The sequence below is a fragment of the Anaerobacillus sp. QJM3NY_17 genome (assembly GCF_056173665.1).
Map to the genome: position 1 here is coordinate 42,298 of NZ_JBWBVD010000002.1, position 22,608 is coordinate 64,905.

Genomic DNA, 22,608 nt, shown 5'->3' on the forward strand with positions numbered 1-22,608 from the left:
ATAATCTTAGTTTTACGCGAATATGTGGATATAAATGTTATAATAGAAGCAAAATTAATATAGGGCGGTGGTAATTATGGGAAATCAAGTTTTTTATTATAATAAAGCTAATTATTTCCTTAAACAAAAACCAGAGTTTGTTAAGTATTTCAAACCGAACTCAATTATACAATTTGGTATCAACCTTCCTTTTTATATTCCATTCAAAAACAAAACCCATATAACATATAAAATAAATAAAGAAGTATTAAACCATTTTGGTTTCTTTGATTACAAACATAATGAAAGTATCTATGATGGCTCCTATGATACTACGCCTTATATACAATCTATAAATCGAACAAGGGTTGAGTTAACATATGTTTCAAAACATCCTATTAGTAAAGAACGGTGTAATAAAGAATTACTAAATGAGGTCTTCGATAGTTTAATTGATAAATTAAACAATGTCATCAGCGCTTATATTGTTACAATGAAAGATCCTTCGGTGTCAAAAGTGAAATTAGAGATGTTAGACCCAGTAATTCATTTTCAATTAGTAGAGGTTTTAAATTACGATATTATTGATCATGGTTTATTCCAATTAAGTTTTAATAAACTCGATAATCATTCTAGCGTTCTTTCACATTCAGATACTGAAAAGGTAATACGTTTTATAGACACTATTGGCTTCAAGTTAAATCCATTCGCATACAGTTATGAGCTATTGATTAATTCAAAGAAATATTTCGATACAGGAGATTATCGTCAATCTGCTATTGAGGTCCAAACTTCAGTAGAAACCTTTTTAACGGCTTTATATAAAGAATTATTAACGGCTGAAGGTATAGAAAACAAAGATGCAACGAAGCAAAGCGTAGATATTGGATTGAAAAACATGGTCAATCATCAGTTTTATAAAAGAATTGGTGGCAAATTTGACACAGATGATTCAAATAGTATTGTTGGTACCTGGTTTGAAAAAACAAACCAACTTAGAAACGATACCGTTCACGATGGTTATTCACCCTCACTAAATGAAGCTAAAATCTCGTTGGATTCTGCTAAAGATTTAATTGAGTATATCGTTGAATTAATACATCACGAAGACATAAAAAGAAAATACCCTCAATTGAGTATCTTCTTAATACAACCGATTAAAACAAATGTATAAATTCCCGTAAAATTGTATTAGAAGGGTTATTAGGAAATAAGAAAAAGGCTTGCTATGATATGGATAACTATTTATGGAGGTGATTCTTTTGGATAATAAGATGCTTACGGAAATCGTGAATATGTTAAAGGATACTGTTTCACCTCAATTGATCTACCTGTTTGGATCTACTGCTAAAGGAACGTCTCACTCAAAAAGCGATCTTGATGTAGCTTTTCTTTCACCAGTCACTTTGGATGAATACGAAGTCTTTATGTTAGCCCAGCAGCTAGCATCCAAGATAAATCGCGATGTTGATCTTGTTGATTTGCGAAAGGCTTCCACTGTCTTCCAGGGGCAAATCGTGGCAACGGGGAAAATCATCTATTGCACAGATGAGCAAACCCGAATGAATTATGAAATGAAGGTTTTAAAAATGTACGCTAAATTAGGAGAAGAACGTCAATTGATCATTGATGACATTGAGGAAAGTGGGACGGTATTTAATGAAGAATGACGTTATCTTGAATAAAATCAGTATTATTGAACGCTGCGTTCATCGGATTCGAGAAGAATATGATGATCAACCAGCAAATTTGAACAATTTCACAAAACAAGATTCCATCATCCTCAATCTTCAGAGGGCATGTGAAGCAAGCATCGACCTAGCGATGCATATTGTAGCTGAGAAGAAGCTTGGCTTACCTCAAAATAGTCGTGATGCGTTTACTTTTCTTGAAAAGGAAGAGGTCATCTCCTCCCCACTTAGTCAAAAAATGAAGGCGATGGTCGGCTTCCGAAACATAGCCGTTCATGATTATCAGGAAGTGAATCTCGTTATCTTACAGAAGATCCTTGAGGATCATCTGGTCGACTTTATGGAATACACGAAAACGGTCTTAGCTTATTAATTACAATAACTATTGAGATTTAGCCATATTCTTACGAGTGAAATAACGATATATCATGCTTAGGAGGAAAGTTATCTATGGCCACATCAAGACAACAACTAAACCACCAAAGGAAATACGAGGCTCTCCTCCATTCTCTTCCTGAGTATGTTCGTGATTATATACTGGCGTTAGAAGAAAATGAGCGTTCTGCTTCAACCATCCTGAACTATTTAATTGATATCAAAAGCTTTTTGGAATGGCTTCAAACAGAGGGTATTGCTATTGAAGGACAGTTGAAAGACATCTCACATGAAGTACTCGCTACCCTTCCTTTAGAGGCAGCACGAGCCTACTTCAATCAAGTTTCAAATGAAGAAATTCAAATTTCTCGATTTGAAACGAAAAAGCGAGAACGTGCGTCTGTTAATCGCAAAAAATCAGCATTACGATCCCTTTTTAAGTATCTCACCACCCAAACGGAGCAGGCGAATGGGGAGCCTCTCTTCCATCGTAACGTGATGCAGAAAATTGCCGTCATTAAACCGAAGGAAACGTTAAATGAACGTAGTCGAAAACTAGCTGATACCATTTTTCAAGAAGACGATGATGTTGCATTCTTACGCTACCTCCATCAAGAATATGAACGGTCATTAAGTGATCGACAGCGCTCCTACTTTTTAAGAGATAAAGAGCGTGATTTTGCGATTCTTTCTCTCTTTTTAGGAAGTGGAATTCGTCTAAATGAACTTGCCGACATTCGCTTACGTGATTTACATATACAAAACAGTAGCATCTCGGTGATACGTAAAGGAAACAAAATGGATAGTGTATACGTGATTCCAGAAGTGTTTGATGATATTGCCAACTATCTTGCTGTTCGTAAGGAACGATATGGTGGAACCGATGCGGAACATGAGTATTTATTTCTATCTAAATACAAAAAAACAGCGACTCCTCTTTCCGTTCGTACCATTCAAGACTTGGTGAGAAAGTACACCAAATCTTATCGAAGTGAGATGTCTCCTCATAAGCTACGACATACGTACGCGACGAATTTAATGAGTGAGAGTAAAGATTTATCTCTCGTTATGGAGCAACTCGGCCACTCCTCTACTTCCACTTCTGTTTTATATTTGCATTCAACGCAAGAAAAGGCGAAGCGTGCTTCAGAAGCATTAGGGGATCGTAGAAATAAATTCAAGCATGATAGTAGACATCCACCGTCCAAATAAAGACTGCAGTATCGTACCCTATCAGGATGCCCGCAGTCTTTATTTGGGTGTTATAGGACCTAATAAAGTAATCTTTCTCTTTATATCTGTAATAATAGCACCTGTTATTACATTGATCTATTTGGTATCACTGACTAATAGAATCCCTTTTGGTAATTTTAGCTCAAGTGTCATTTTTCCCTCCAAAGGTAAGACTAATTTATTTCAGGTGTAAATTAGAAAGGTATCGAGAATTCTTTAATATTTCACCGATCATGTTCTATCAATAATTCATTTTTCATTTGATCATTTAGTTCTTTTTTTAAGCTTTCCAATCTTTCTCTTAAAATCCTAATCTCTTCATTAATATGACGGGTATATTCGGGGTCACCAGTAACGCTTAGAACAGGCGAGTAATTTCCCCATAGATTGAATATGGAATCCATTAAACTACTTACAATTGAGATTACGTCATCAGACAAAAACAAACGATTTAAAAGGTAATAATTGTTTGCTTCCAGGCAAGAAGCACGAGCTTTATAATAATCAATACTGTTCATTCGAGAATTCAAAATACGAATTGCTTGAGGTTTATTTGTATCCCAGTTCTGAGTAATGTAAGCCTTGTCAGTATCGGTGAAATTTTCTTCATTCATATATCTGGTGATATCAGATAGATTAAGGTTATCAAATTGAGGTGTTAATCGATCCCCTCTTAAATTCATAACACTACTAATACTTAAAACAAGTTGTTTATATAACTCAGGATATATTTCATGTTTTTTAGTGGTGAATAGTTCATAATTTTTTAAGAGTTTATTTTGTTGGTGTTTTAATACTTCAAGCTTCTCATTAAGTTCAGCTTTTTGCTTCTCGATAGTTGATATAAAAGTGGTTTTTACATTTTCTTGTAAGTGGGTAATTTCTTCAATGTCCTCTTTTGTAGCAAGGTTTTTTCCCTTTTGTCTAAAATACCACGGAAAGAAAAAGTTTAAGAAATACCCTGTTATTACAGATAAAATTGCTATTATAGCTTCATGCATAGGCATTCTCCTTTGTTAGTGTGTAAAGTCAATAACCCTTATTATTTAAAATATATACTATTAAATTAGCAGCCTCTTATGTACTAAACAAAAGGCTGCTAATAACGAAAAACAAATAAATTTAATAACTCTCATTCCCAGCCATAAGCTCAGCCTGTTGGACAACCGTCTCAATGGCGATCTTCTGCATGTCTGGTGGATAACCATACTTCTTGAGCAATCTTTTGACCGTGATTCTCATCTTGGCCCGTGCTGATTCGCGCAAATTCCAATCGATACTCATATTGGCTTTAATAGCTTTTGTTAATTCATGTGAGATAGCTCGAAGCTGTTCATCACCCATAGCCTCTTTCGCGGATTCATTGTTAGCGAGGGCATCGTAGAAAGCGACCTCATCTTCTGACAGCCCTTTCTCCTCACCCCGATTATAAGCAGCCTGTACTTCCTTGGCGAGCTCAATCAGTTCTTCGATGACTTTTGAAGCTTCAATCGTACGTTTATTGTATTTATTTAGAGCATTCTCTAATAGATCAGAGAACTTCTTAGACTGCACAAGGTTTTTGCGTTGGATATTCTTGATTTTTCCCTTTAACAGACGGTTGAGTAATTCGACTGCTAGGTTTTTCTGAGGAAGACCCTGTACTTCCTTTAAAAATCCGTCAGAAAGGATAGAAATGTCTGGGTTTTCTATCCCCAGAGAACCATAAATATCGACGACTTCTTCCGAAATGATCGACTTCGAGATGAGTTGATTTATCTGAGAATCGATCTGAGCGCTGGTTTTCTTTTTCTTTCCTACTGGCAGCAATTTGATGATGCCAGACTTAACAGCTTTGAAGAAACCGATTTCTTCATTTAATGCTTCTGCTTCTGGTGTCGTTGAACAAAGCGCGTAGGCTTTCGATAATTCCGTCACCAGTCGTAAAAAATCTTTCTTCCGATCTTCTCCGAGTCCGAGGACAAAATCAACTGTTGCAATAATCGCTTGCATTCGTTCAGTTTGTTTACTAGAGTAAAACTTTTTATAATCATGGTTGTGAAGTAGATCCTGCAGCAGTTCGTACTTTTCTTGCATGATTTCTGCAGCTAGGGCTGTATCAACGCCCGCATTTTCCTGATCACTTTCGGTGTATTGCTTCAAAGCTTCCTTTAAGCTATCGGCAAATCCAATGTAATCGACGACAAGTCCTCCTGGCTTATCACGGAACACTCGATTGACTCTTGCGATGGCCTGCATCAAATTATGGCCTTTCATTGGCTTATCGATATACATCGTGTGCATCGATGGGACATCGAATCCGGTGAGCCACATGTCCCGGACGATGACGAATTTCAATGGATCGTTGTTATCCTTCATGCGTTTAGCAAAGTACTCACGTCTTCGTTTATTGCCGGTGAATTTATGCCAGTCCTCCGGATCACTGGAGCTACCCGTCATCACGACTTTAATCGCGCCTTTATCATCATCATCACTGTGCCAGTCAGGACGTAGCTTGATGATTTCCTTGTACAAATCAATCGCGATTCGACGAGACATAACGACAGACATCCCTTTACCAAACATAGCTCCCTGACGCTTCTCAAAGTGATCGACCATGTCTTTAGCTACACGACGGACGCGATCTGAAGCACCAGCAAGCGCTTCCAGTCGAGACCATTTAGACTTTAGTTTTTCTCGTTCGTCAAACTCCTGATGTTCTGTAAGGTCATCGTATTCTGTATCGATATCCAGGGCATCATCCTCTGGCATGTCGAGCTTGACGATACGACTTTCATAATAAATCTTAACGGTTGCGCCATCTTCTACAGCTTGGGTCATATCATAAATATCGATGTAATTTCCGAACACCGCAGGTGTATTCTTATCTTCTGTTTCAACGGGAGTACCTGTAAATCCAATGAAAGACGCATTCGGAAGGGCATCTCGTAGATATTTTGCAAATCCGTATTTTAATTTAGCTCCGTTTTTTTTCTTTTGTACTTCAGCTTCAAACCCATACTGGGATCGGTGCGCTTCATCTGCGACAACGACGACGTTCTTTCGTTCTGTAAACGTTTCAAGGAATTCTTTATCGCCTTCAGGCGCAAACTTATGCATGGTCGTAAAGATTACACCACCGGAGTCAACGGAGAGAAGTTCTTTCAAATGCTGTTTATCCTTGGCTTGTTGTGGCGCTTGGCGTAATATCGAAGCCGATTTACTGAACGTTGTATAGAGTTGTTCATCAAGGTCGTTTCGATCGGTTAACACCACAATGGTTGGGTTGTCTGCCCCTAAGACAAGCTTTCCACTATAAAAGACCATAGACAAACTTTTGCCGGATCCTTGTGTATGCCAGATAACCCCGATTTTTCGGTCCCCTTCTGTGGAGATAGCACGCGTTGTTTCCGTCATCGCCTTATTGACAGCGTAATACTGGTGATAAGCTGCTAGAATCTTAGCTAAGTCTTCCTTGTCTTCTTGGAAGAGAATAAAATACCTGATAATATCTAATAACGTTTTCTTTTGAAACATGCCGCGAATGAGCACTTCGAGTTGTGGAATGCTGTTTGGGGCAATGTCGTTTCCATTAATCGTGCGCCACATCGTAAACCATTCTTCTGAGGAGGTAAGAGTTCCCACGCGTGCATTAATACCATCAGTAATTACCATGAAGGCATTCGTCTGAAAGAGACTCGGAATGGTCGCTTTATATGTTGAGAGTTGGTTGTAGGCTTCTGAAATACCAACCTGTTCATTCGATGAACTCTTAAGCTCAAATACGACAAGTGGAAGGCCGTTAACAAAAACCACCACGTCGGGCCGCTTGTTGTTGCGTCCTTCGACGACGGTGAATTGATTCAACACAAGAAAGTTGTTGTTTTCAATGTTCTCTGGATCTATCAACCAGATTTTTTCGGTTCGTTCTTCTTCACCAGTTTTAGAGGTGGTGACATCGATACCATCTGTCAGAAACTGATGAAAGTCACGGTTGTTCATCAAGAGACTCGGATGGGTGACGGTTGTCACCTTCCGAATCGCTTCTTCCAGTTGATCGTTATCTGAATGAGGATTGATTGCTGCTAATGCGTTGTACAGACGATCCTGTAGAATGACCGTTTGATAGTCGGTACGTTCTGGATCTGCCCCTTCCGGAGACAAGTCCGGACCGTGGGCAATTTCATACTCTAATTCTTCAAACCATTCAAGGGTAGCGCGCTCGAGTTCGTCTTCGTTAAACTGGGACATCATCCATCACCTCGGTTGCGTCTTTTATTTCGATTTCTCCTGAGAGGAGTTTGGGGAGTAAAGAGTTACGTATCGAAATTAACTGTTTATTTTCATTGCGAGCGATACTCATTTTCTCCATAAATTGTTCTGTAAGATTTGTATAGCTTCTTATTAAATCTATTGGTGGTAGACTCCATTGATATTGAGCTAAAATTTCAGCTTTTACCCTTTGACGCCCAGAGCTACCGTTCATATTTACTATTGCAAAAGACTTAAAGGAAGGTTGGGAAGCAAAAAAGTAAGAAAAAGTCGAAGAAATATTTTCTTTTGCTCGAATGATAATGAATTCAGTTGAACCCCATCCCACTTGTTTGGGCGAAAGAAAATCTACGAAACCAATCTTTCCATTTTCTAAACAAGGAGTAATTCTTGCTAATAATGTATCTCCGTTTCGAAACTTACTACCACTTCCGGTAAATTCTCTAATTCGCCACTCTTTTATCATGGCGGAAGATTCGAGGTTTTTCATTTCCACAAATGGGGCTTCTTCACCTTTTTTTAGTGATGTTTTAGGAGCGAATTGAAATAATTCACCTGCTGTTCCTATTTCCCATCCATCAGGAATTAACCCCAGTTCACTTTCGACCATCTTCCCACCACTTGAACGATACGGTTCGCCTTCTTCATTCGGAAATTCAAAGTCGATGAACCAGCGTTTGAAGAGGGTTTGGGCTAGGTTTTCAAAGGTGGCAATGATTTCAATGTTCGTATCGATTTTAGTATTTATGTTTTTTATCAAATTACCAATGGCTTTTTGTTTATTAAGTGATGGTAAATCGATTGTTAATTTTCCAATATCTCCTGGTTTAATCGACGGATATGCAGAAGTGCTATTTTCTGCAATTACTTGTAGTTGTTCAACGGTATTATCTAAGGTCAAAAAGCAATAAAGGTAGTAAGGATCAACAATCTTTTTATTGGGTGATAATACTGCAAAGCCAGTAGAAGCTATGACGTATGAATGCTTTTTATCTACAAAGCCAAAGTGTCGTTGATTTGGCCGAACAGTTGAAAAAAGGATATCATCACATTGAACCTTTCTCTTTGCTCTACTAGGAATTTTATCAATTCCTACTTGTAACTCAACGATATTGTCATAAATTCCATTGGTTAGATTTGCGGTATCAAGATAATTAATTGTTTTAATATCATCATTTTTAGTAATTGATTTTGCATTTATCTTGGTTATATCTGAAATGCTATATCTCATATCCAATTCCTCGCAATGTATGACGAATTTCTTCTTCTAATAATTTAGATTTGGAGAATTGTTCAGCCAGGTCCCCGGTCAATCTTTCCATTTTTTCCTCAAACGGTTCTTCATCTTCACTAACTGCCTCCATACCTACATAACGACCGGGAGTTAAGGCGTATTCATGTCCACGTATTTCATCTAATGAAGTTGCTTTACAGAAACCTAGAATGTCTTCATACTTTTGGTCGTTTGTTCCACGCCAAGCATGAAAAGTATCGACAACCTTTTGGATATCTTCATCTGAAAACTCCTTATGTGTACGGTCTGCCATATGACCTAGCTTTCGGGCATCAATGAATAGCGTCTCACCTTTACGGTTACGCTGTCCTTTGCCTGCTTTGTTACGTGTTACAAACCATAACGATACAGGGATTTGTACAGAATAAAACAGTTGTCCGGGGAGCGTTACTATACACTCCACGAAATCACTATTAAGAAGGTTTTTCCTTATTTCTAATTCACTTTTGTTACTAGTAGACATAGCGCCATTTGCTAGAACAAAACCAGCTGTTCCAGACGGGGCCAACTTGGAGACCATGTGTTGGATCCAGGCATAGTTCGCATTTCCTTCTGGTGGAATACCATGTTTCCAGCGAGCATCGTCGACTAGTCGATTTCCACCCCAGTCGCTAATGTTGAAGGGTGGATTCGCTAGGATATAGTCAGCTTTTAACCCTTTGTGAAGGTCTTTATGGAAGGTGTCGGCATGCTCTCCACCAAGGTTGCTATCGATGCCGCGAATGGCAAGGTTCATTTTGCATAAACGCCATGTTGTAGGGTTCGACTCCTGTCCGTAAATTGCAATGTCACCGAGTTTTCCTTGGTGGTTCTCGACGAATTTTTCACTTTGGATGAACATTCCGCCAGATCCACAGCAAGGGTCATAGATACGTCCTTTGTACGGTTCGATCATCTCAACAAGCAATTCAACCACTGAGCGTGGCGTATAGAATTCTCCGCCGTTCTTTCCTTCGGCACTTGCAAATTTACCTAGGAAGTATTCATAAACGCGACCTAAAACGTCACTCGCTTTGCTGTTCTTGTCGCCAACTTGGATAGTGGAGAACAAATCGATTGTCTCCCCAAGACGCCTTTTATCCAAGTCTGGACGGGCAAATATCTTCGGTAAGATCCCTTTTAAAGATTCATTTTCCTTTTCGATCGCAATCATAGCTTGATCGACCATTTGACCAATTTCAGGTTTTTTTGCATTGATTTTTAGGTAAGACCAGCGCGCTTCTTTTGGTACCCAGAAGATATTTTCTGCGAGGTACTCATCGCGATCTTCTTCATCGGCATATTCGTCTTTCTCTAAGACTGCATGTAGCTCTTCGAAGCTGTCTGATACATATTTTAAGAAGAGAAGACCAAGCACAACGTGCTTGTATTCTCCGGAATCCATACTTCCACGCAGCTTATCTGCCATCAACCATAATTTTTCTTCGTACCCAATATTAGCGCCTGTTTCTTGTTTTACCATGTTAGTTCCCCCTTATGTTAGTGGTAGTGCTGCACGACTAATGCGTAAGGTATGGTCTCTGCCGTTTAGAAAATCTGTCCGACCTGTCCCATATACTCCTAGTCCACGCCTACCTCTTTCTTCTCTCACCGTAATTCGATGACTTTCTCTTTTATATTCAATGTCCAAGCAATCTTTCGCTTCGGATAATGTAAGCACTGCAATCTCACTATCTTGCAATTTATCATGAACGCCACATATCAAGGCAAATAGATACTTTTTACCGTTGTTTTCGTAACGTTTAATCATCTCAATTTCTTCATTGGAAAATGAAAATGACCAAAGTTTCGCGTTCGTGTTCATACGATTAGAAGGAGATGACACATATTTTGTATAAATTTCATAGGTGGCTTCATCAGTTGTCATGGAATAAATTCGACGGTTCTCTCCAGGGGATACAATGGCAGGTGCCACCCCGTTATTAATTAAGACAGATAGCAATGAACCATAGTAAAAGTCAGCTTTTCGAATTGTGCTCATCCGATCGCTCCTCATATAGTTATATTTTACCAGAAGAAAAGCTTTAGATGTTACTTTTGAACCTGTAGATCAAAAGCAACGTCAATTTCCATCTCAGAATACAACTTCTTATAAGTATGAATCTTTCTATCTTCAGCTTCTTGAAGAGCTGTTTGATAATCCTGATCAGCTTTTTCAAACGTGTCACCGATTTCTTTTTGTTTGTCGTAAGCGAGATCTGGTACAAGGACATCCGCAATCTCTTTCAGGCTTAATACTTTTACGCCTGATCCTTTCTGCAGGGAAGTTAAATAATACTGTCCGATGGGACTTTGCAAATAGGCTTTTAGAAAAGGAGCGTAGGTGTGTTTACGCGGTCGTAGACCAATGAAGTTGTGTGAGAGAATAATTTCTTCATTTAATGAAGGAACGACTGCAATTTTAATGGCAGTCCCTCGCGCAGAAATGATGATATCCCCCTCTTTGACCATGTATTGTTGGGCTTTATTTCGCTCTTTAATCGGCATCGTTTGCAGTGAGTCGGTTTGGATAACGCCATCCTGGACGTCCGTAAGTTGAATCACCTTATAAGGAGTACTTGCATCCTTTTGTTGTGACTTAGAAGGTGTGTTGATCCCTCTGTAAATTTTGGTGATGTCACCTAATGGCGAATTATCAGGGTGGTATTCCTCGAACTTTTTACTATGAACGGTTACCGTTCCAATGGGTGAGTCGACATCGTCTACATCAAAGTATTTTGGAATGAAAAGAGAACCTGAATCAATTTCTTCAATATCAACGAACTTACTGTAAGACGGGACTTCTTTTCCGTGTTTAAAGGTATCGACAATCTTATTAATGTCTTGGTCACGCAGTTGATTGTGTCCTCTTCCTCGTTGGAATTCTTCTTCCGCATTCACAAAGAAAATCTTTCCTTTTCGATCTTTTGGTTTGTCTTTGTTAATTAAAAGAATAGCTACTGGGATACCTATTGAGGAAAATAAGTTGGACGGAAGCCCAATGACGCCTTCTATAAGGTCACTTTGGATGATTTCCTCACGTATTTTCCCTTCTGATCCAGCACGAAATAATACCCCGTGGGTCACAATCAATGCTGCTTTGCCAGTCGGTTTTAACGATGCAATCGCATGAGAGATGAACGCCATATCCGCATTTGAATTACTGGGAAGACCATAGATGAAGCGTCCATAAAGATCATTTTCCACTTTACTTCGGTCCCATGGCATCGAGAATGGATAATTCATCATGACATAGTCAAACTTCTTTAACCCGTTTTCTTCCTTAAAAGCTGGTTTGACTAGGGTGTCATCAAGTTGATAATCAAAATCTGTAATGCCGTGAATGAAAAGGTTTAATTTACCGATGAAGGAAGCTTCTTGATTGACGTCTTGAGCATAAAAGGACAATTCATTGACCTTTTCCTCTTGTAACCTTGCACTTTCAGTTAATAAAAGGGCAGTACCAGCTGTGCCATCATAGACACTTCCTTGTTGGATATTTAACAAGCGAGGAAGAAGCGTATTGATGGAGTGCGGCGAGATATGCTCTCCTCCAACCTTGCCCTGGGAATCCATGTATTGATATAACAACTTTTCAAAAATAGTACTTAACGTTTCCGCGTCTGGGATAGAATACTTATTTAATGTTGAAACAAAGTTAAATAACGTTGCATTTGAAAAGCTATTGAAATCAACAAATGTTAAAGCCCCTTTAAGAGAAGGTATAGCTGCTTCAGTTACCGTGGCCAATTTCTGTAAGGTCTCTCTAATATTGTAGCCGTTACTCGTTGCAGACGACCAAGCGTTACTATTTGAGTTCTCTAGAGACTTCGTTTTTTCGATATACATAAGAGTTAGAGAAATGAGCGAGAGGTGCATGCTTTTTGTTACATCCACTTCTCCACGCAATTTTTCTTGCGCTTCCCAAACGATTGATTCATATTTTATTCTTTCCATAGTTCATCCCTCCGATATATTATTGATATTTTAAAATGTAATGCAATTACTTTATTTGGGTGATTTAAAAAATTACCCTATCTTAGGGTTCATCAGTTGTATAGCCGTTTTAAACGCGAGCGTTGTTCCACCCCCACGGAGGTAAGCAACAGGCTTCTTGTATCTTTTAGTTAATTCTTTCACAGTCCACATATTATCGTGTGAGCATGCACCGACAAATAATAAAACGCAGTCAACTTCTTTGATGTGTTTTTCTAAGAATGAATGAGTTCGTTTTTCCTTCTTGTAGTCGGGCCTATGTATGACGTTGATGTTGAGCTCTTTTCCTTTTTGAGCTACAGACTTGTTATTTTTTCCTCCAACCAATAACACCGTCTTCATCATAACACACCTCCGAAGTGATTTGTTATTTATAATATACCTTAGTATCTAATTTATGTCAATTTATTTTTAAATTATTTAATAAAGTAATTCAATTACTTTATTAAAAATGGATGATGACTTTAAACACAATTTAATCTACTTATATTTAAAGATAGAAACTTGTGGGTAAAATTTATGGATATAAGTAAAAAATGAGAAAAAGAGTGCTTTGAGAAAAATAAGCACACTCTCTCTTGTTAGAAAAATATTGGTGAACTTTTAAATGGTTGGCTCACTGGTGTTTTCTTTCCACTCTTTAAATCTTTCCAGATCCTTAGATACTTGTTGGATCACAAATCCCATGACTGCTGCATCATCAAATAATCCCATTCCTACAATAAAGTCAGGTATCAGGTCGACTGGAGACACGAAATAAATCAGGGAAGCGATGATCAGGCTGATCGATTTAGTCGGAATCCTTTTGTAATCTCGATTTATCCATGATTTGAACATATCGAATATCAATTGAACATTTTCCCAAATCTCTTCTAACTTCCCTTTATCCGTTGCTGCTTTTCTAGTAGCTTCTTTCCAAAGCTTGTTAGCCTTACGTGGGTTCTTAAGATATTCCTTGGCCTTTGGCATGAATTTCAAGTAGCCCTTCTCATAATCCTTTTTGTTTAGATTTTTCTTTTTCGTCATTTTAATCTCTCCCATTTTATTTTTTTGTTATTGTGCCGTTCATGATGATTAACTAATTACAATATATAACTATATTTACTTAATGTCAATATTTTTACATAAAGTATTTTTATTTATATTTTGTCATCTATTTAACTTTATGATAAAATTATTTTGAGGTGATGACATGAACGTTTATTTATTGATGCTTGGTGGACAAGTTTCGGAAATAAGAAAGATACTTAATCTAACGCAGGATGATTTAGCGAAAATGATGGGGGTTAGTCGGCCTACCATTGTAAAAATTGAACAAGATCCTACAAAGTTGTCAAAAGCGCTGGCGTTTGCGTTATTTGGATCTGTTGCTGTTGAGATACAGAAAAGAATGAGGAAACTAGACGGAATTTCTTCAGATGGGTACCAACAAATTGACCAATTGGGAGCACTAATGACCGATCTTCAGGAAGCCACTTCCATATCGACTACAAATCTCAGTAAAAGCATTACGTTAAAGCTGGGTCAGTTCGTACCGGGAATTGGAACCCTCATTTCAACGGGTTTGAAAGTTGGTTTCAAAGGTTTGAAAGGGGCATCTATAGGTATTTTAAAAGAAAGCATAAAGTGGGATCAGGATAAGGCGAAAAGGATTATTGAGATTGTGAGAAACCTTATGCAAGATAATTACGATGAGTTATTAAAATGCTTTAACCTTGAGGCATTGGATATTGAATCCTTTGGTATTGCGCTTGATAAAGGGGAACAAGAAGAATTTGAAGTATGGTAGTTAACACAAAACCCCCGTCAATATATGACGAGGGGTTGTAGTGTTTTTTCATATAAAAACAATTAGCTTATTTCTTAGTTCATGCTTAAAGTGTATTTCACCTTATTTTTTAATAGGCATAATGGAGATAATACTAGCTAGTGGAATGTACTGCACACAATAATTGTGGTCAATTACTCTTATATGTTGAGAGATGCAATCCAAGTAATGAATTTCTCCTTGTATAAAGGAGGTTGTATCTTCTAAGTTATATGTCATGCCTACTTCCATTGCAAATTCCATCGCTGTATAAATCTCAGCAAGCACTCCCGGTTGAAAGGTCAAATCCTCATTAATACTCATCGCTATCCCGTCCTCTATTTGTCTATACCTCCATCATATACGAACTTATGTTCCTGTATCAATGTTAAATATAAACAGCCATTAGGTTATTTTCAGATATGTACGATCGTAAATGTACTTGTCTCTTGAATGAGGTCATGCTAGACTATTAAACTCCAATATAAGAAGGAGGAGATGAACGCCTCGATTCTAGATTATTTAAACCTGTTGATCAATGCTGGCTTACTTTTGGTTGCAGTACTGGCTTATCTGTTAAAACGGCAGGAATAGTTTTAGAGAGCAGGACTTTTTCATTGAATAGCTAATTATAAAGTAGCTAGGAGGTGAAAGATTGCTGACTTCATCAGAAAAAAATAGAATGATGCAAGCGTATATGCTGCTGTACGAAGTTGAAAACTATGTTCGATCAACAATTGAACAAGCAATGAAAGCTGCTTATGGTACTAAGTGGTTTACGAAAGCCCCGAAATTATTCAACATGCCTTCTCCCCCTAAGTCTTTTCTTGAGCTCACTTTTTTCCAATATGAAGTATATTATCTTCGAAGTTACCCATTATTCAATTTCACTTCTCAATTGTCCCATCATTTAGGTATGCTCTATCCTCTTCGCAATAAGGTTGCACACCATCGTTATTTATCTCATTACGAATTTACGCAACTAAAAAAGAGCAGTTATTATATATTACGAGAACTTTAATAATCATCATTTTATCGGATCAGCCGATTTCATGTTTTACACCCATCGGTTGATGACTTTATATTATGCTCAATCAAACTTCTTGATATTGCGACTCTACTAACTTTTCAGTATTGTAATTATTTATAGGATTTTCGATCAAATTTACTAAGTTTGATATTTCATTTTTAGTAATTTTATGTGAGGAGTCCCTTAACAGCACAATAATTACTCTAAAAAGCAAATCAAGATTTCCGGTTGTCACCTTATTATTTTTTTCCGTTTCCCTTAATTCAGTTATTTGTAACAATAAGTCCTCCTTATTGTTTGTATCTTCTAAGCTTAGTTTTGAAGCAATGTAGGTATAATCTGGTTTTGGACATATTTTTACTAGTAATAAAATAGCATCAAAAATTTGAAGGAATTCATTTTGCCTCATAAATATTCCTTGTTGTATAGAGTATCTACTTTGAATGTTTTCACAAATATCTATCAGTGTATCTATATCGACTTGTTTGTTAATGTCATAGTACTTATCATTTCTAGTGTGAATTGAATAAGGAATTTCAATTTTATTTTTATCTCTATTAAAAATAGTGCTTTTTGAAGATGGAGCAAAGTAAGCTTCAACAGCTGGTATTAATTCCTCTATAAGCCAACTGTAGGTTTCTTGAACACTCCATAAATGATCCTTTGATGAACTCATGAATTCCCAAACTAGCCACACGTCGCTTGGAGATTCAAACCCTCCATATATTCCTTGATCTTCTGGTGAAAATTTAATAAAGCATCGGTGCTGTCCGTTTTTGTACACTTTTATCATATTTCTAGCGTAATCGAAAATATGCCACTCACTCTTTCCGTGAAAGTAATCATGTTCTTTGGTGTATGACATGATTTTTTTCAATAAATCCGTAGAAATACAAATGAGTTTATAACTATTCAAATCATGTTGGGTCGGGTAAAAAGATCTGGATTCTAGTTTTTTCTCCACAATTTCTATCGCCTCAATGTATTTTTCAATAAAAATATCAATTGCTCTTATTAAATCATCGACCTCATTTTTATCTAGATTAAATAAACAACCACCAATAGTTACTTTATAAGTTTGATATTCGCTTTCTAAGGTGTTCTCCCAAATATAGGGTCTTAATAGTAAATTTAATGGAGTTTTATAGCCTTTATAAAATGTTTTTAGTATTTCCTTATGGGAAAGTGTAATGTTTACTTGCCGCAAATAAAAGCTATTAAAAGTAAATAGACAACTTCCTTCTCTCTCCTCAATTCCAGGTAAATAAGCCATTACTCTTACGGAGTGAGAGTTGACCACAATAGTGTTAACAAAAATATCGTCGGTTCTTAAGCTTACCTCATTTCCGAAGACTACTTGGTAATCATTTATTTGGTCCATAAAATCTTCAAACGTTATTCCTTTATTTATTAGAGCGTCTTTAACAGACTCAATTTTTAAGGCGTATTTTTTTTCTTCGTGAAATTTTATAATCTCTTTTTCTACTTTTTTCTTTACTTTTTTTGCTTTCATTAAATTTAAATTCACCTGTTCAGAAGGTAGCTCTTGATTACTTTTTTCTCTATTCCAAGCTCGTAATACGGGCCTTAAATTTTCCAAACCGTCTATATCAAAATCAATTGGTAAATCATACATTTTCAACTTATTCTTATCTTTATAAGTATCTACTGAGATAATATGATCAATTTCTAAGTCTGTAATGTTTTCAATGATATTTTTTGTTATTTGACACTTTCTATTATACGAAATCCATAGAGCGTATCTAACAGCAGGATCATCCTTTCTCCCCAATATTTACCCTCCTTTATATAGTATGAATTTTATCAATCAATTGCTTTTGCTAATTTCATTTTATATTATCGCATTATCCGCTTATGTATTTCCAATTTAATCCACAATATAAAACTGTTAAATGCAAATGAGATCCCTGAAGTTTGGAGGGATCTTGTTAATTAGATCTGCATTATAATAAGACAAAATTACGTTGAAAATAATTTTTAAAATGCAATGTATGTATTATGAAAGAGAGAAACAGCCATACAATGCGTTTTTGAGTACAACAAATTATCATGGTTCAATTTAGATAGGTTGGAATACAAAAATTCGTCTATTTACACCCTATTCATCTAGCATCTTTTACTGAAATCATCGAGATCGATCTGTTTTTTCGAGATAGTGAAACTAGCTTTTTCGCATCCTTTTTTGAGATGCCCTGCTTTTTCGATTTGTTTTTCGTAGCCATCTTTTCTCCACTCCCTGCGTGTATATTATTCGTTATCAGGAGTATCGCCAGGCTTTCAATCTTTTATACGTTCTAACCCCCTCTCCTCTCTCATATCTATGACTATATGATTTTTTAACTCTATGACTCTAGGATAAATCATAAAAAGGGAGTTACTTTAAAACGGGAGGGAGACGGATGGACTCACTTAATCCAATGTTTCAAAAAAAGAAGCCAACACGATCAGTTCCCATTAAGACGAGCAATGTTCGGAAAAAGCCCATTACAAAAAGTGAAGGTCGTAAGGTAAGGAAGGATAAGAAACATGATATTAAGATACCTCTGACACTTGAGCAGCGAAAAACAATCAAGGCTCTTTCTCGCCAGGCTGGTGAATACCCAACTAACTTCCTTAGTCAAAAAATGAAGAACGAATTACCTAGAGCTGAATTTCTGCCAGAGCCTTTTATTCCTTATCCATCGAATTCGAAATTGTCTTATCCCGTTAAATTAGAAGACCCCTATTTTAAACAACTTCAAGATTTAAGCATCGAATGGGACTGTAGTTTAAGACGTGCTGCTTATCGCATCATATCTTCCCTACTTTAATCAAGGAGGTACACCTGGTATGAGTAAGTCCAATCCCTTTAAACTTGTTCAAGAGGAAGTGTCTAACCTGTCTTTCGAGGCAACTTCTCGCGGTGAACGCATGATGAATAAGCTATTTCGCAAAATGAGGTCGTCTGAAATTCTAAAATATCGCTTTTTAGTCCCAGCCTCTCTTTATTTGCGTGGTGAGCTTCTTTGTGAAGATATTACGGAACTTAGTGATTTTCAGTTTACCCAGGCCGATCTATTAGATCTCCTTCTGCGTGACTTTCTGCAAAATATAAGGCAATCACCTGATCATCATGCCGTGTTTCGTGAACTAATGGTTCGTGATAAACGTCCTGCCCTTCTCAGAACCTATTCGGGTCAAGAAGCCCTTCTTAGTCAAGGTAAACAAAAAATGAAGGATATTACCTGTCCCATTAAACGTCGCTCTGCTCTACGTGTTGAAGTTTTTTTAGCTGATCTTGCTGAGTTATATGAAGATGCTACCTACACTGTTGAAGATATTTTGCAGATTCTTTACTGTGACTTCATTGAATCTTATCGGACAGGCCAACTCCGTAATGTGGTGAAGTCCATTATTCAAAAACTTGAAAAAGAAGGATAACTTAATAGGATATCCAGGACTTACTCCGTTTATACCTCTTTTTGAAAAATAAATACGAAAAATTCTAAGAGTTATTCAGCATACATATACTAACAAAAAGCTTCGTATGCTGACGTTTACTGCTTTTTGTTGCTGTGATTATTCAAGAGAACTTTCAACAAATAAAAAGAAGGAACGACGGTAGTCGCTCCTCCACTTTTAAAATTTGTGGCCCAACATATAATATCATGTCGATATTAACTTCATATGAAGGCATCATCCACCAAACAGTTTTTTGAAGAACCCCTTCTGGGCTTGTTTTTCCTCTTGCTCCTCTTGAGATTTTTTCAAAGCTTCTTCAGCTTGTTGGCGCTGTTCTTCTTCTTGTTTCAAACGTGCTTCTCTTTCCTCTTCTTTTTTTGTCATTTCTTCTAGCTGCTTTTTCATCTCTTCTTGCTCTCTTTTATAGGTTTCTAACGTCTCCTGAGCTTTTTTTGTTTCCTCTTCATATGTTTTCTTTCCGGAAGTCTCTTCTTTTTCCCTAGCTTCTAGTGCTGCGGCGACTTCTTTCAAGGTTTGATTTGTTTGATCTAACTCTTCCCTTAGCTGTTTTTCTTCCTCTTTTGGTGCTTCCAAACGCAACGTCATCTGATTCATGGATCTTTTTAACTCATTCACTTCTGTCTGTAATTGTTGATTGGTATCTACTATTTTGCTTAATTCTCCAGCAATGAGTTGAAAGGCTTGATCAAACCCCTGTTCTTTTAGAACGCGTTCAAACGCTACAGATAAAACTTTTTCTTGCTGTGTTAGCGTTTCGTTCTCCACTTTCTCCATAAGCATGTTTTCAGCCATGAGCTCGCGGCGAATGTCATCATATGTACGCTTGATTCCTGCTTTTCGTGCTTCATCAAATAAATCACGGATTCGAATAATCTTTTCGAATTCTGATTCATGAAAATATCTTCCTGAGCTTTCCTTAATGGATGTAATCAACTCTTGTTTATCCCAGTATCGTAACTGAGCTGTCGTTACATTTAATTCTCTGGCCGTCTCCGCAATTGATTTTAAGCCATTTTCCATGTCTTTCACCCCTGTATCACCTTTATATCAACATCATACCATGTTATTTGAAGTTAATATGATGTGATATGAAGTTAATTTGTTATTTTGAAATTAATACGACTTAAATTTTTCTAGTGGTATAAACTCTTTAATCACATGTTTTCACACTGTTTTCAAATTTGTATAAAGAACGTATTAACATTAATTCGCAAAAAAACCCTCATTTAGAGGGTTTTTTAGTCGTCATCATCATCTAAATCTGCAAAAAAGGCCTGATCCATAAAACTAGCAGCGACATCATTTGCTTGAAATAGCTTTTCACTCTGAGATGCTTCTTTTTTCGGTTCATCATTTTGAGATAACAATTCAAAAGCTTTTCCAGGATCGGTTGCTAGTTTTGAAATAATCTGCGAGATAAGTGCCTTGGTATGCTTATTTTCGAGCCATAGCATTTCTTCGTTAGATAAATCTTCCGAAAGGGGAAGAGAGTAGTTATCTGCATCAGATCGTGTGATGTTTTCATCGATCGCATCGACAAAGATCGGGGCGATCTTGCTACTGAATTTCCTGCCTTCGGTCTTTTTTAAATTATTTAAATAGCTAATAACGTGAGAGGGCGTATGGTTTGGAAGTCGGAAAGAGATGGTTTTACCTGGTTCCAGTTTATCAGCCATTGTTATTCTTTCGTTGAAGCGACTTCGAGCTCAATGCCTTTTTTCTGGCAATACGTGTAAAGGATTTTAATATACGCCCTTGCAATCATCCAAACACTATCATCTGACTTTACAAAACGAAGAGGGTATTGTTCCTGGTCTTCATTAATACTTTCAAGATACGGCTTCAGTACAACAGATCCACCGCCAATTAAGTATGCATAGCGAAGAGAAGGGACGCGGTTCCACAGTTTTTTCAAGTGTTTGTACTGTTCCTCAGCAAGAGAGGAGAGTTCATCATCAATAATGTGCTTTATGGAAACACGGTTTCCCTTGTTCCAAATGTGATTTCTTTCTTCCGGATCTTCCGTTACGATCACGTCTACAACAGCACGGCGGCTATGGAAGGGGTATTTAAACTCATTAAACGTTCTTGAAATGATGTTATCGAGGTAGGGTGAAACACCTTCCTTGATTCCATCTGAATTTTCGTTATCCACGGCAGCTTTGTTTACTATGGCAGAATCAGTCGATAAACCACCAATATCATTGATTAAAATCGGTTTTTGAATGAGTTCTGGGTTTTTAATTGCGCCATTTTCATCTGTCGTCAAGTCAACAAACGCCGCAAAGCCTTCAGAACTTACGATGACTTCTTCAAATTTAATCCGTACGGTCTTACCGCCAACTTCAGGTGTTTGCAAGAATTTAACTTCATGCTGGTTGTTACGCAATTTTTTTCGATATTCTTTTGAAAGTCCACGTTTTACTTCTTGAAGAGGCAATCCCGTCGATAATAAGTATGTGGCTTCCACGACGCCGTCTTTATCTGGCGTGTTTTGGACCGCATCGTAGGCAATAGCCGTTAATAAGAGAATAATAGGCTGATCGCTGTCAGCTTTATCAATTTCAGGCGTTAATTCATCTTTTGTTGCAGCTGAAGCTGCAAGATTTCCAACTTTGTATGTACCATTTTTCATTTTTAGAGCAGAAGAGGTCAATTCAACGTGTAGTCCGTTTAAAATTTCTTTTTCTGCTTCAATAACTCCGCGATCTTCTTTTGCTTTCGCGACAACGTTCGGAATGTGTACTTGATTGTCATACCCGTTGAAATAGCCTTTGATAGCGTCATTGCCAATATCGATTGCTGCTAAACGCATACAAAAAACCTCCTTGATATTAGGTTGATATCACCTTTATACGATTCATTGTATGCTATTTGTATGCAAATAACAAGAAAAAAGTGGTTGAGAGACCAAAAATAAGCATTTTGTATGCAATTTGCATACAACGTGGAATCGTTGATACATAGGGTTTACGGCAAAAAAAAAGTAGTGTATAGTAGAAGACGATAAAGCTAGTTAGCAAATATTGCCTACATATTGCAAAAAACACAAAAAAAATCGTTCGTAAGTTTTTAGAGAAAAGTCATTTATGTTTTAAAGGAAATAAAGAGGTTTGACAACAAAAAAAGACCAAGTAAAAAAGACCGTGCTACCAACACGATCTTTTGAGAGTATTCAAGCTAAGCACCCGGACAAGTACGCTAAGCTTGAGAACGAAGTTCACTCCACCTACCAAGTTTTGTGAGCTTTGTTATTAATATAGCCTTATATGGCTAAATAATAACATATATTTGTATAACTGTGCAACGTTATACCCGTACTTTTGTCTGCTAATCTATGTTTTTTTACTAGATTTGTACCTTTTCAGACAGGGGTAGGTAGGGGCACTCTCAGTACAAATGCGTTCTTAAGTATATCGTGCGTATCAGGACCGGTGTAAGCTTTGCTTGCAATCGGTCCTTTTTTGTTTGTCCCAGAAGGGAGAAGCAA

At 37.2% G+C, this 22,608-nt stretch carries 21 protein-coding genes; 8 read left to right on the forward strand and 13 right to left on the reverse strand.

The annotated features are described in order from the left end of the window. Nucleotides 1-76: 76 nt before the first annotated feature. The 4 genes from AC0VYV_RS22560 (at nt 77) to xerS (ending at nt 3,257) form a co-directional block, all read left to right on the forward strand. A complete protein-coding gene (locus AC0VYV_RS22560) occupies nt 77-1,153 on the forward strand; it encodes a hypothetical protein (RefSeq protein ID WP_475374924.1) in 1,077 nt (358 codons plus the stop codon). Between the two features lie 73 nt (nt 1,154-1,226). Next, nucleotides 1,227-1,649 (forward strand): type VII toxin-antitoxin system MntA family adenylyltransferase antitoxin, encoded by a 423-nt coding sequence (gene mntA / locus AC0VYV_RS22565; protein WP_475374925.1) that lies wholly within the window; start codon nt 1,227-1,229, stop codon nt 1,647-1,649. Then, the gene (gene hepT / locus AC0VYV_RS22570; RefSeq protein WP_475374926.1) at nt 1,639-2,043 is read left to right on the forward strand and encodes a type VII toxin-antitoxin system HepT family RNase toxin; all 405 of its coding nucleotides are present in this window, start codon (nt 1,639-1,641) and stop codon (nt 2,041-2,043) included. The genes mntA and hepT overlap by 11 nt, the downstream gene beginning before the upstream one ends. A 77-nt stretch (nt 2,044-2,120) precedes the next feature. Further along, nucleotides 2,121-3,257, forward strand: a complete 1,137-nt coding sequence (gene xerS / locus AC0VYV_RS22575) for a tyrosine recombinase XerS (RefSeq protein WP_475374927.1) — start codon at nt 2,121-2,123, stop codon at nt 3,255-3,257. A 245-nt stretch (nt 3,258-3,502) separates the two neighbouring features. On the opposite strand, the gene AC0VYV_RS22580 is transcribed toward xerS, so the two are convergent. From AC0VYV_RS22580 to AC0VYV_RS22615, 8 genes are all read right to left on the reverse strand, one after another. Continuing rightward, nucleotides 3,503-4,279: a hypothetical protein gene (locus tag AC0VYV_RS22580; protein WP_475374928.1), complete on the reverse strand. Its 777-nt coding sequence runs from the start codon at nt 4,277-4,279 to the stop codon at nt 3,503-3,505. 121 nt (nt 4,280-4,400) lie between these two features. Then, a complete protein-coding gene (locus AC0VYV_RS22585) occupies nt 4,401-7,508 on the reverse strand; it encodes a type I restriction endonuclease subunit R (RefSeq protein WP_475374929.1) in 3,108 nt (1,035 codons plus the stop codon). After that, entirely contained in the window at nt 7,495-8,760 is a 1,266-nt protein-coding gene (locus AC0VYV_RS22590; RefSeq protein WP_475374930.1) for a restriction endonuclease subunit S, read from the reverse strand. Before AC0VYV_RS22590 ends, AC0VYV_RS22585 begins: the two co-directional genes overlap by 14 nt. Continuing rightward, nucleotides 8,750-10,285, reverse strand: coding sequence for a class I SAM-dependent DNA methyltransferase (locus AC0VYV_RS22595; protein ID WP_475374931.1), 1,536 nt, complete (start codon nt 10,283-10,285; stop codon nt 8,750-8,752). The genes AC0VYV_RS22590 and AC0VYV_RS22595 overlap by 11 nt, the downstream gene beginning before the upstream one ends. A gap of 12 nt (nt 10,286-10,297) precedes the next feature. Next, a complete protein-coding gene (locus tag AC0VYV_RS22600) occupies nt 10,298-10,804 on the reverse strand; it encodes a hypothetical protein (protein ID WP_475374932.1) in 507 nt (168 codons plus the stop codon). Nucleotides 10,805-10,854: 50 nt separating this feature from the next. After that, entirely contained in the window at nt 10,855-12,759 is a 1,905-nt protein-coding gene (locus tag AC0VYV_RS22605; protein ID WP_475374933.1) for an N-6 DNA methylase, read from the reverse strand. 72 nt (nt 12,760-12,831) lie between these two features. After that, nucleotides 12,832-13,143, reverse strand: coding sequence for a DUF2325 domain-containing protein (locus tag AC0VYV_RS22610; protein ID WP_475374934.1), 312 nt, complete (start codon nt 13,141-13,143; stop codon nt 12,832-12,834). Between the two features lie 258 nt (nt 13,144-13,401). Beyond that, nucleotides 13,402-13,824, reverse strand: a complete 423-nt coding sequence (locus AC0VYV_RS22615; RefSeq protein ID WP_475374935.1) for a YkvA family protein — start codon at nt 13,822-13,824, stop codon at nt 13,402-13,404. Between the two features lie 166 nt (nt 13,825-13,990). On the opposite strand from AC0VYV_RS22615, the gene AC0VYV_RS22620 reads away from it, so the two are divergent. Further along, entirely contained in the window at nt 13,991-14,587 is a 597-nt protein-coding gene (locus tag AC0VYV_RS22620) for a helix-turn-helix transcriptional regulator (RefSeq protein WP_475374936.1), read from the forward strand. Between the two features lie 102 nt (nt 14,588-14,689). Here the strand turns inward: AC0VYV_RS22620 and AC0VYV_RS22625 are convergent, their stop codons facing one another. Continuing rightward, a complete protein-coding gene (locus tag AC0VYV_RS22625) occupies nt 14,690-14,929 on the reverse strand; it encodes a YolD-like family protein (protein WP_475374937.1) in 240 nt (79 codons plus the stop codon). Nucleotides 14,930-15,260: 331 nt separating this feature from the next. Here AC0VYV_RS22625 and AC0VYV_RS22630 point away from each other — a divergent pair, with 331 nt between their 5' ends. Continuing rightward, a complete protein-coding gene (locus AC0VYV_RS22630) occupies nt 15,261-15,626 on the forward strand; it encodes a hypothetical protein (RefSeq protein WP_475374938.1) in 366 nt (121 codons plus the stop codon). A gap of 73 nt (nt 15,627-15,699) precedes the next feature. Here the strand turns inward: AC0VYV_RS22630 and AC0VYV_RS22635 are convergent, their stop codons facing one another. Continuing rightward, nucleotides 15,700-17,427 (reverse strand): hypothetical protein, encoded by a 1,728-nt coding sequence (locus AC0VYV_RS22635; RefSeq protein WP_475374939.1) that lies wholly within the window; start codon nt 17,425-17,427, stop codon nt 15,700-15,702. Between the two features lie 628 nt (nt 17,428-18,055). Here AC0VYV_RS22635 and AC0VYV_RS22640 point away from each other — a divergent pair. Both AC0VYV_RS22640 and AC0VYV_RS22645 read left to right on the forward strand, forming a co-directional pair. After that, a complete protein-coding gene (locus AC0VYV_RS22640; protein WP_475374940.1) occupies nt 18,056-18,466 on the forward strand; it encodes a hypothetical protein in 411 nt (136 codons plus the stop codon). A gap of 19 nt (nt 18,467-18,485) precedes the next feature. Beyond that, nucleotides 18,486-19,076 (forward strand): hypothetical protein, encoded by a 591-nt coding sequence (locus AC0VYV_RS22645; protein ID WP_475374941.1) that lies wholly within the window; start codon nt 18,486-18,488, stop codon nt 19,074-19,076. Between the two features lie 255 nt (nt 19,077-19,331). Here AC0VYV_RS22645 and AC0VYV_RS22650 read toward each other — a convergent pair whose 3' ends face one another. The 3 genes from AC0VYV_RS22650 to AC0VYV_RS22660 all read right to left on the reverse strand — a co-directional run bounded on the left by AC0VYV_RS22650 (nt 19,332) and on the right by AC0VYV_RS22660 (nt 21,933). Beyond that, nucleotides 19,332-20,138: a MerR family transcriptional regulator gene (locus AC0VYV_RS22650; protein WP_475374942.1), complete on the reverse strand. Its 807-nt coding sequence runs from the start codon at nt 20,136-20,138 to the stop codon at nt 19,332-19,334. Between the two features lie 218 nt (nt 20,139-20,356). After that, complete coding sequence (locus AC0VYV_RS22655) at nt 20,357-20,794, reverse strand: hypothetical protein (RefSeq protein WP_475374943.1); 438 nt, start codon at nt 20,792-20,794, stop codon at nt 20,357-20,359. Between the two features lie 2 nt (nt 20,795-20,796). After that, nucleotides 20,797-21,933, reverse strand: coding sequence for an Alp7A family actin-like protein (locus AC0VYV_RS22660; RefSeq protein WP_475374944.1), 1,137 nt, complete (start codon nt 21,931-21,933; stop codon nt 20,797-20,799). Nucleotides 21,934-22,608 lie beyond the last annotated feature (675 nt).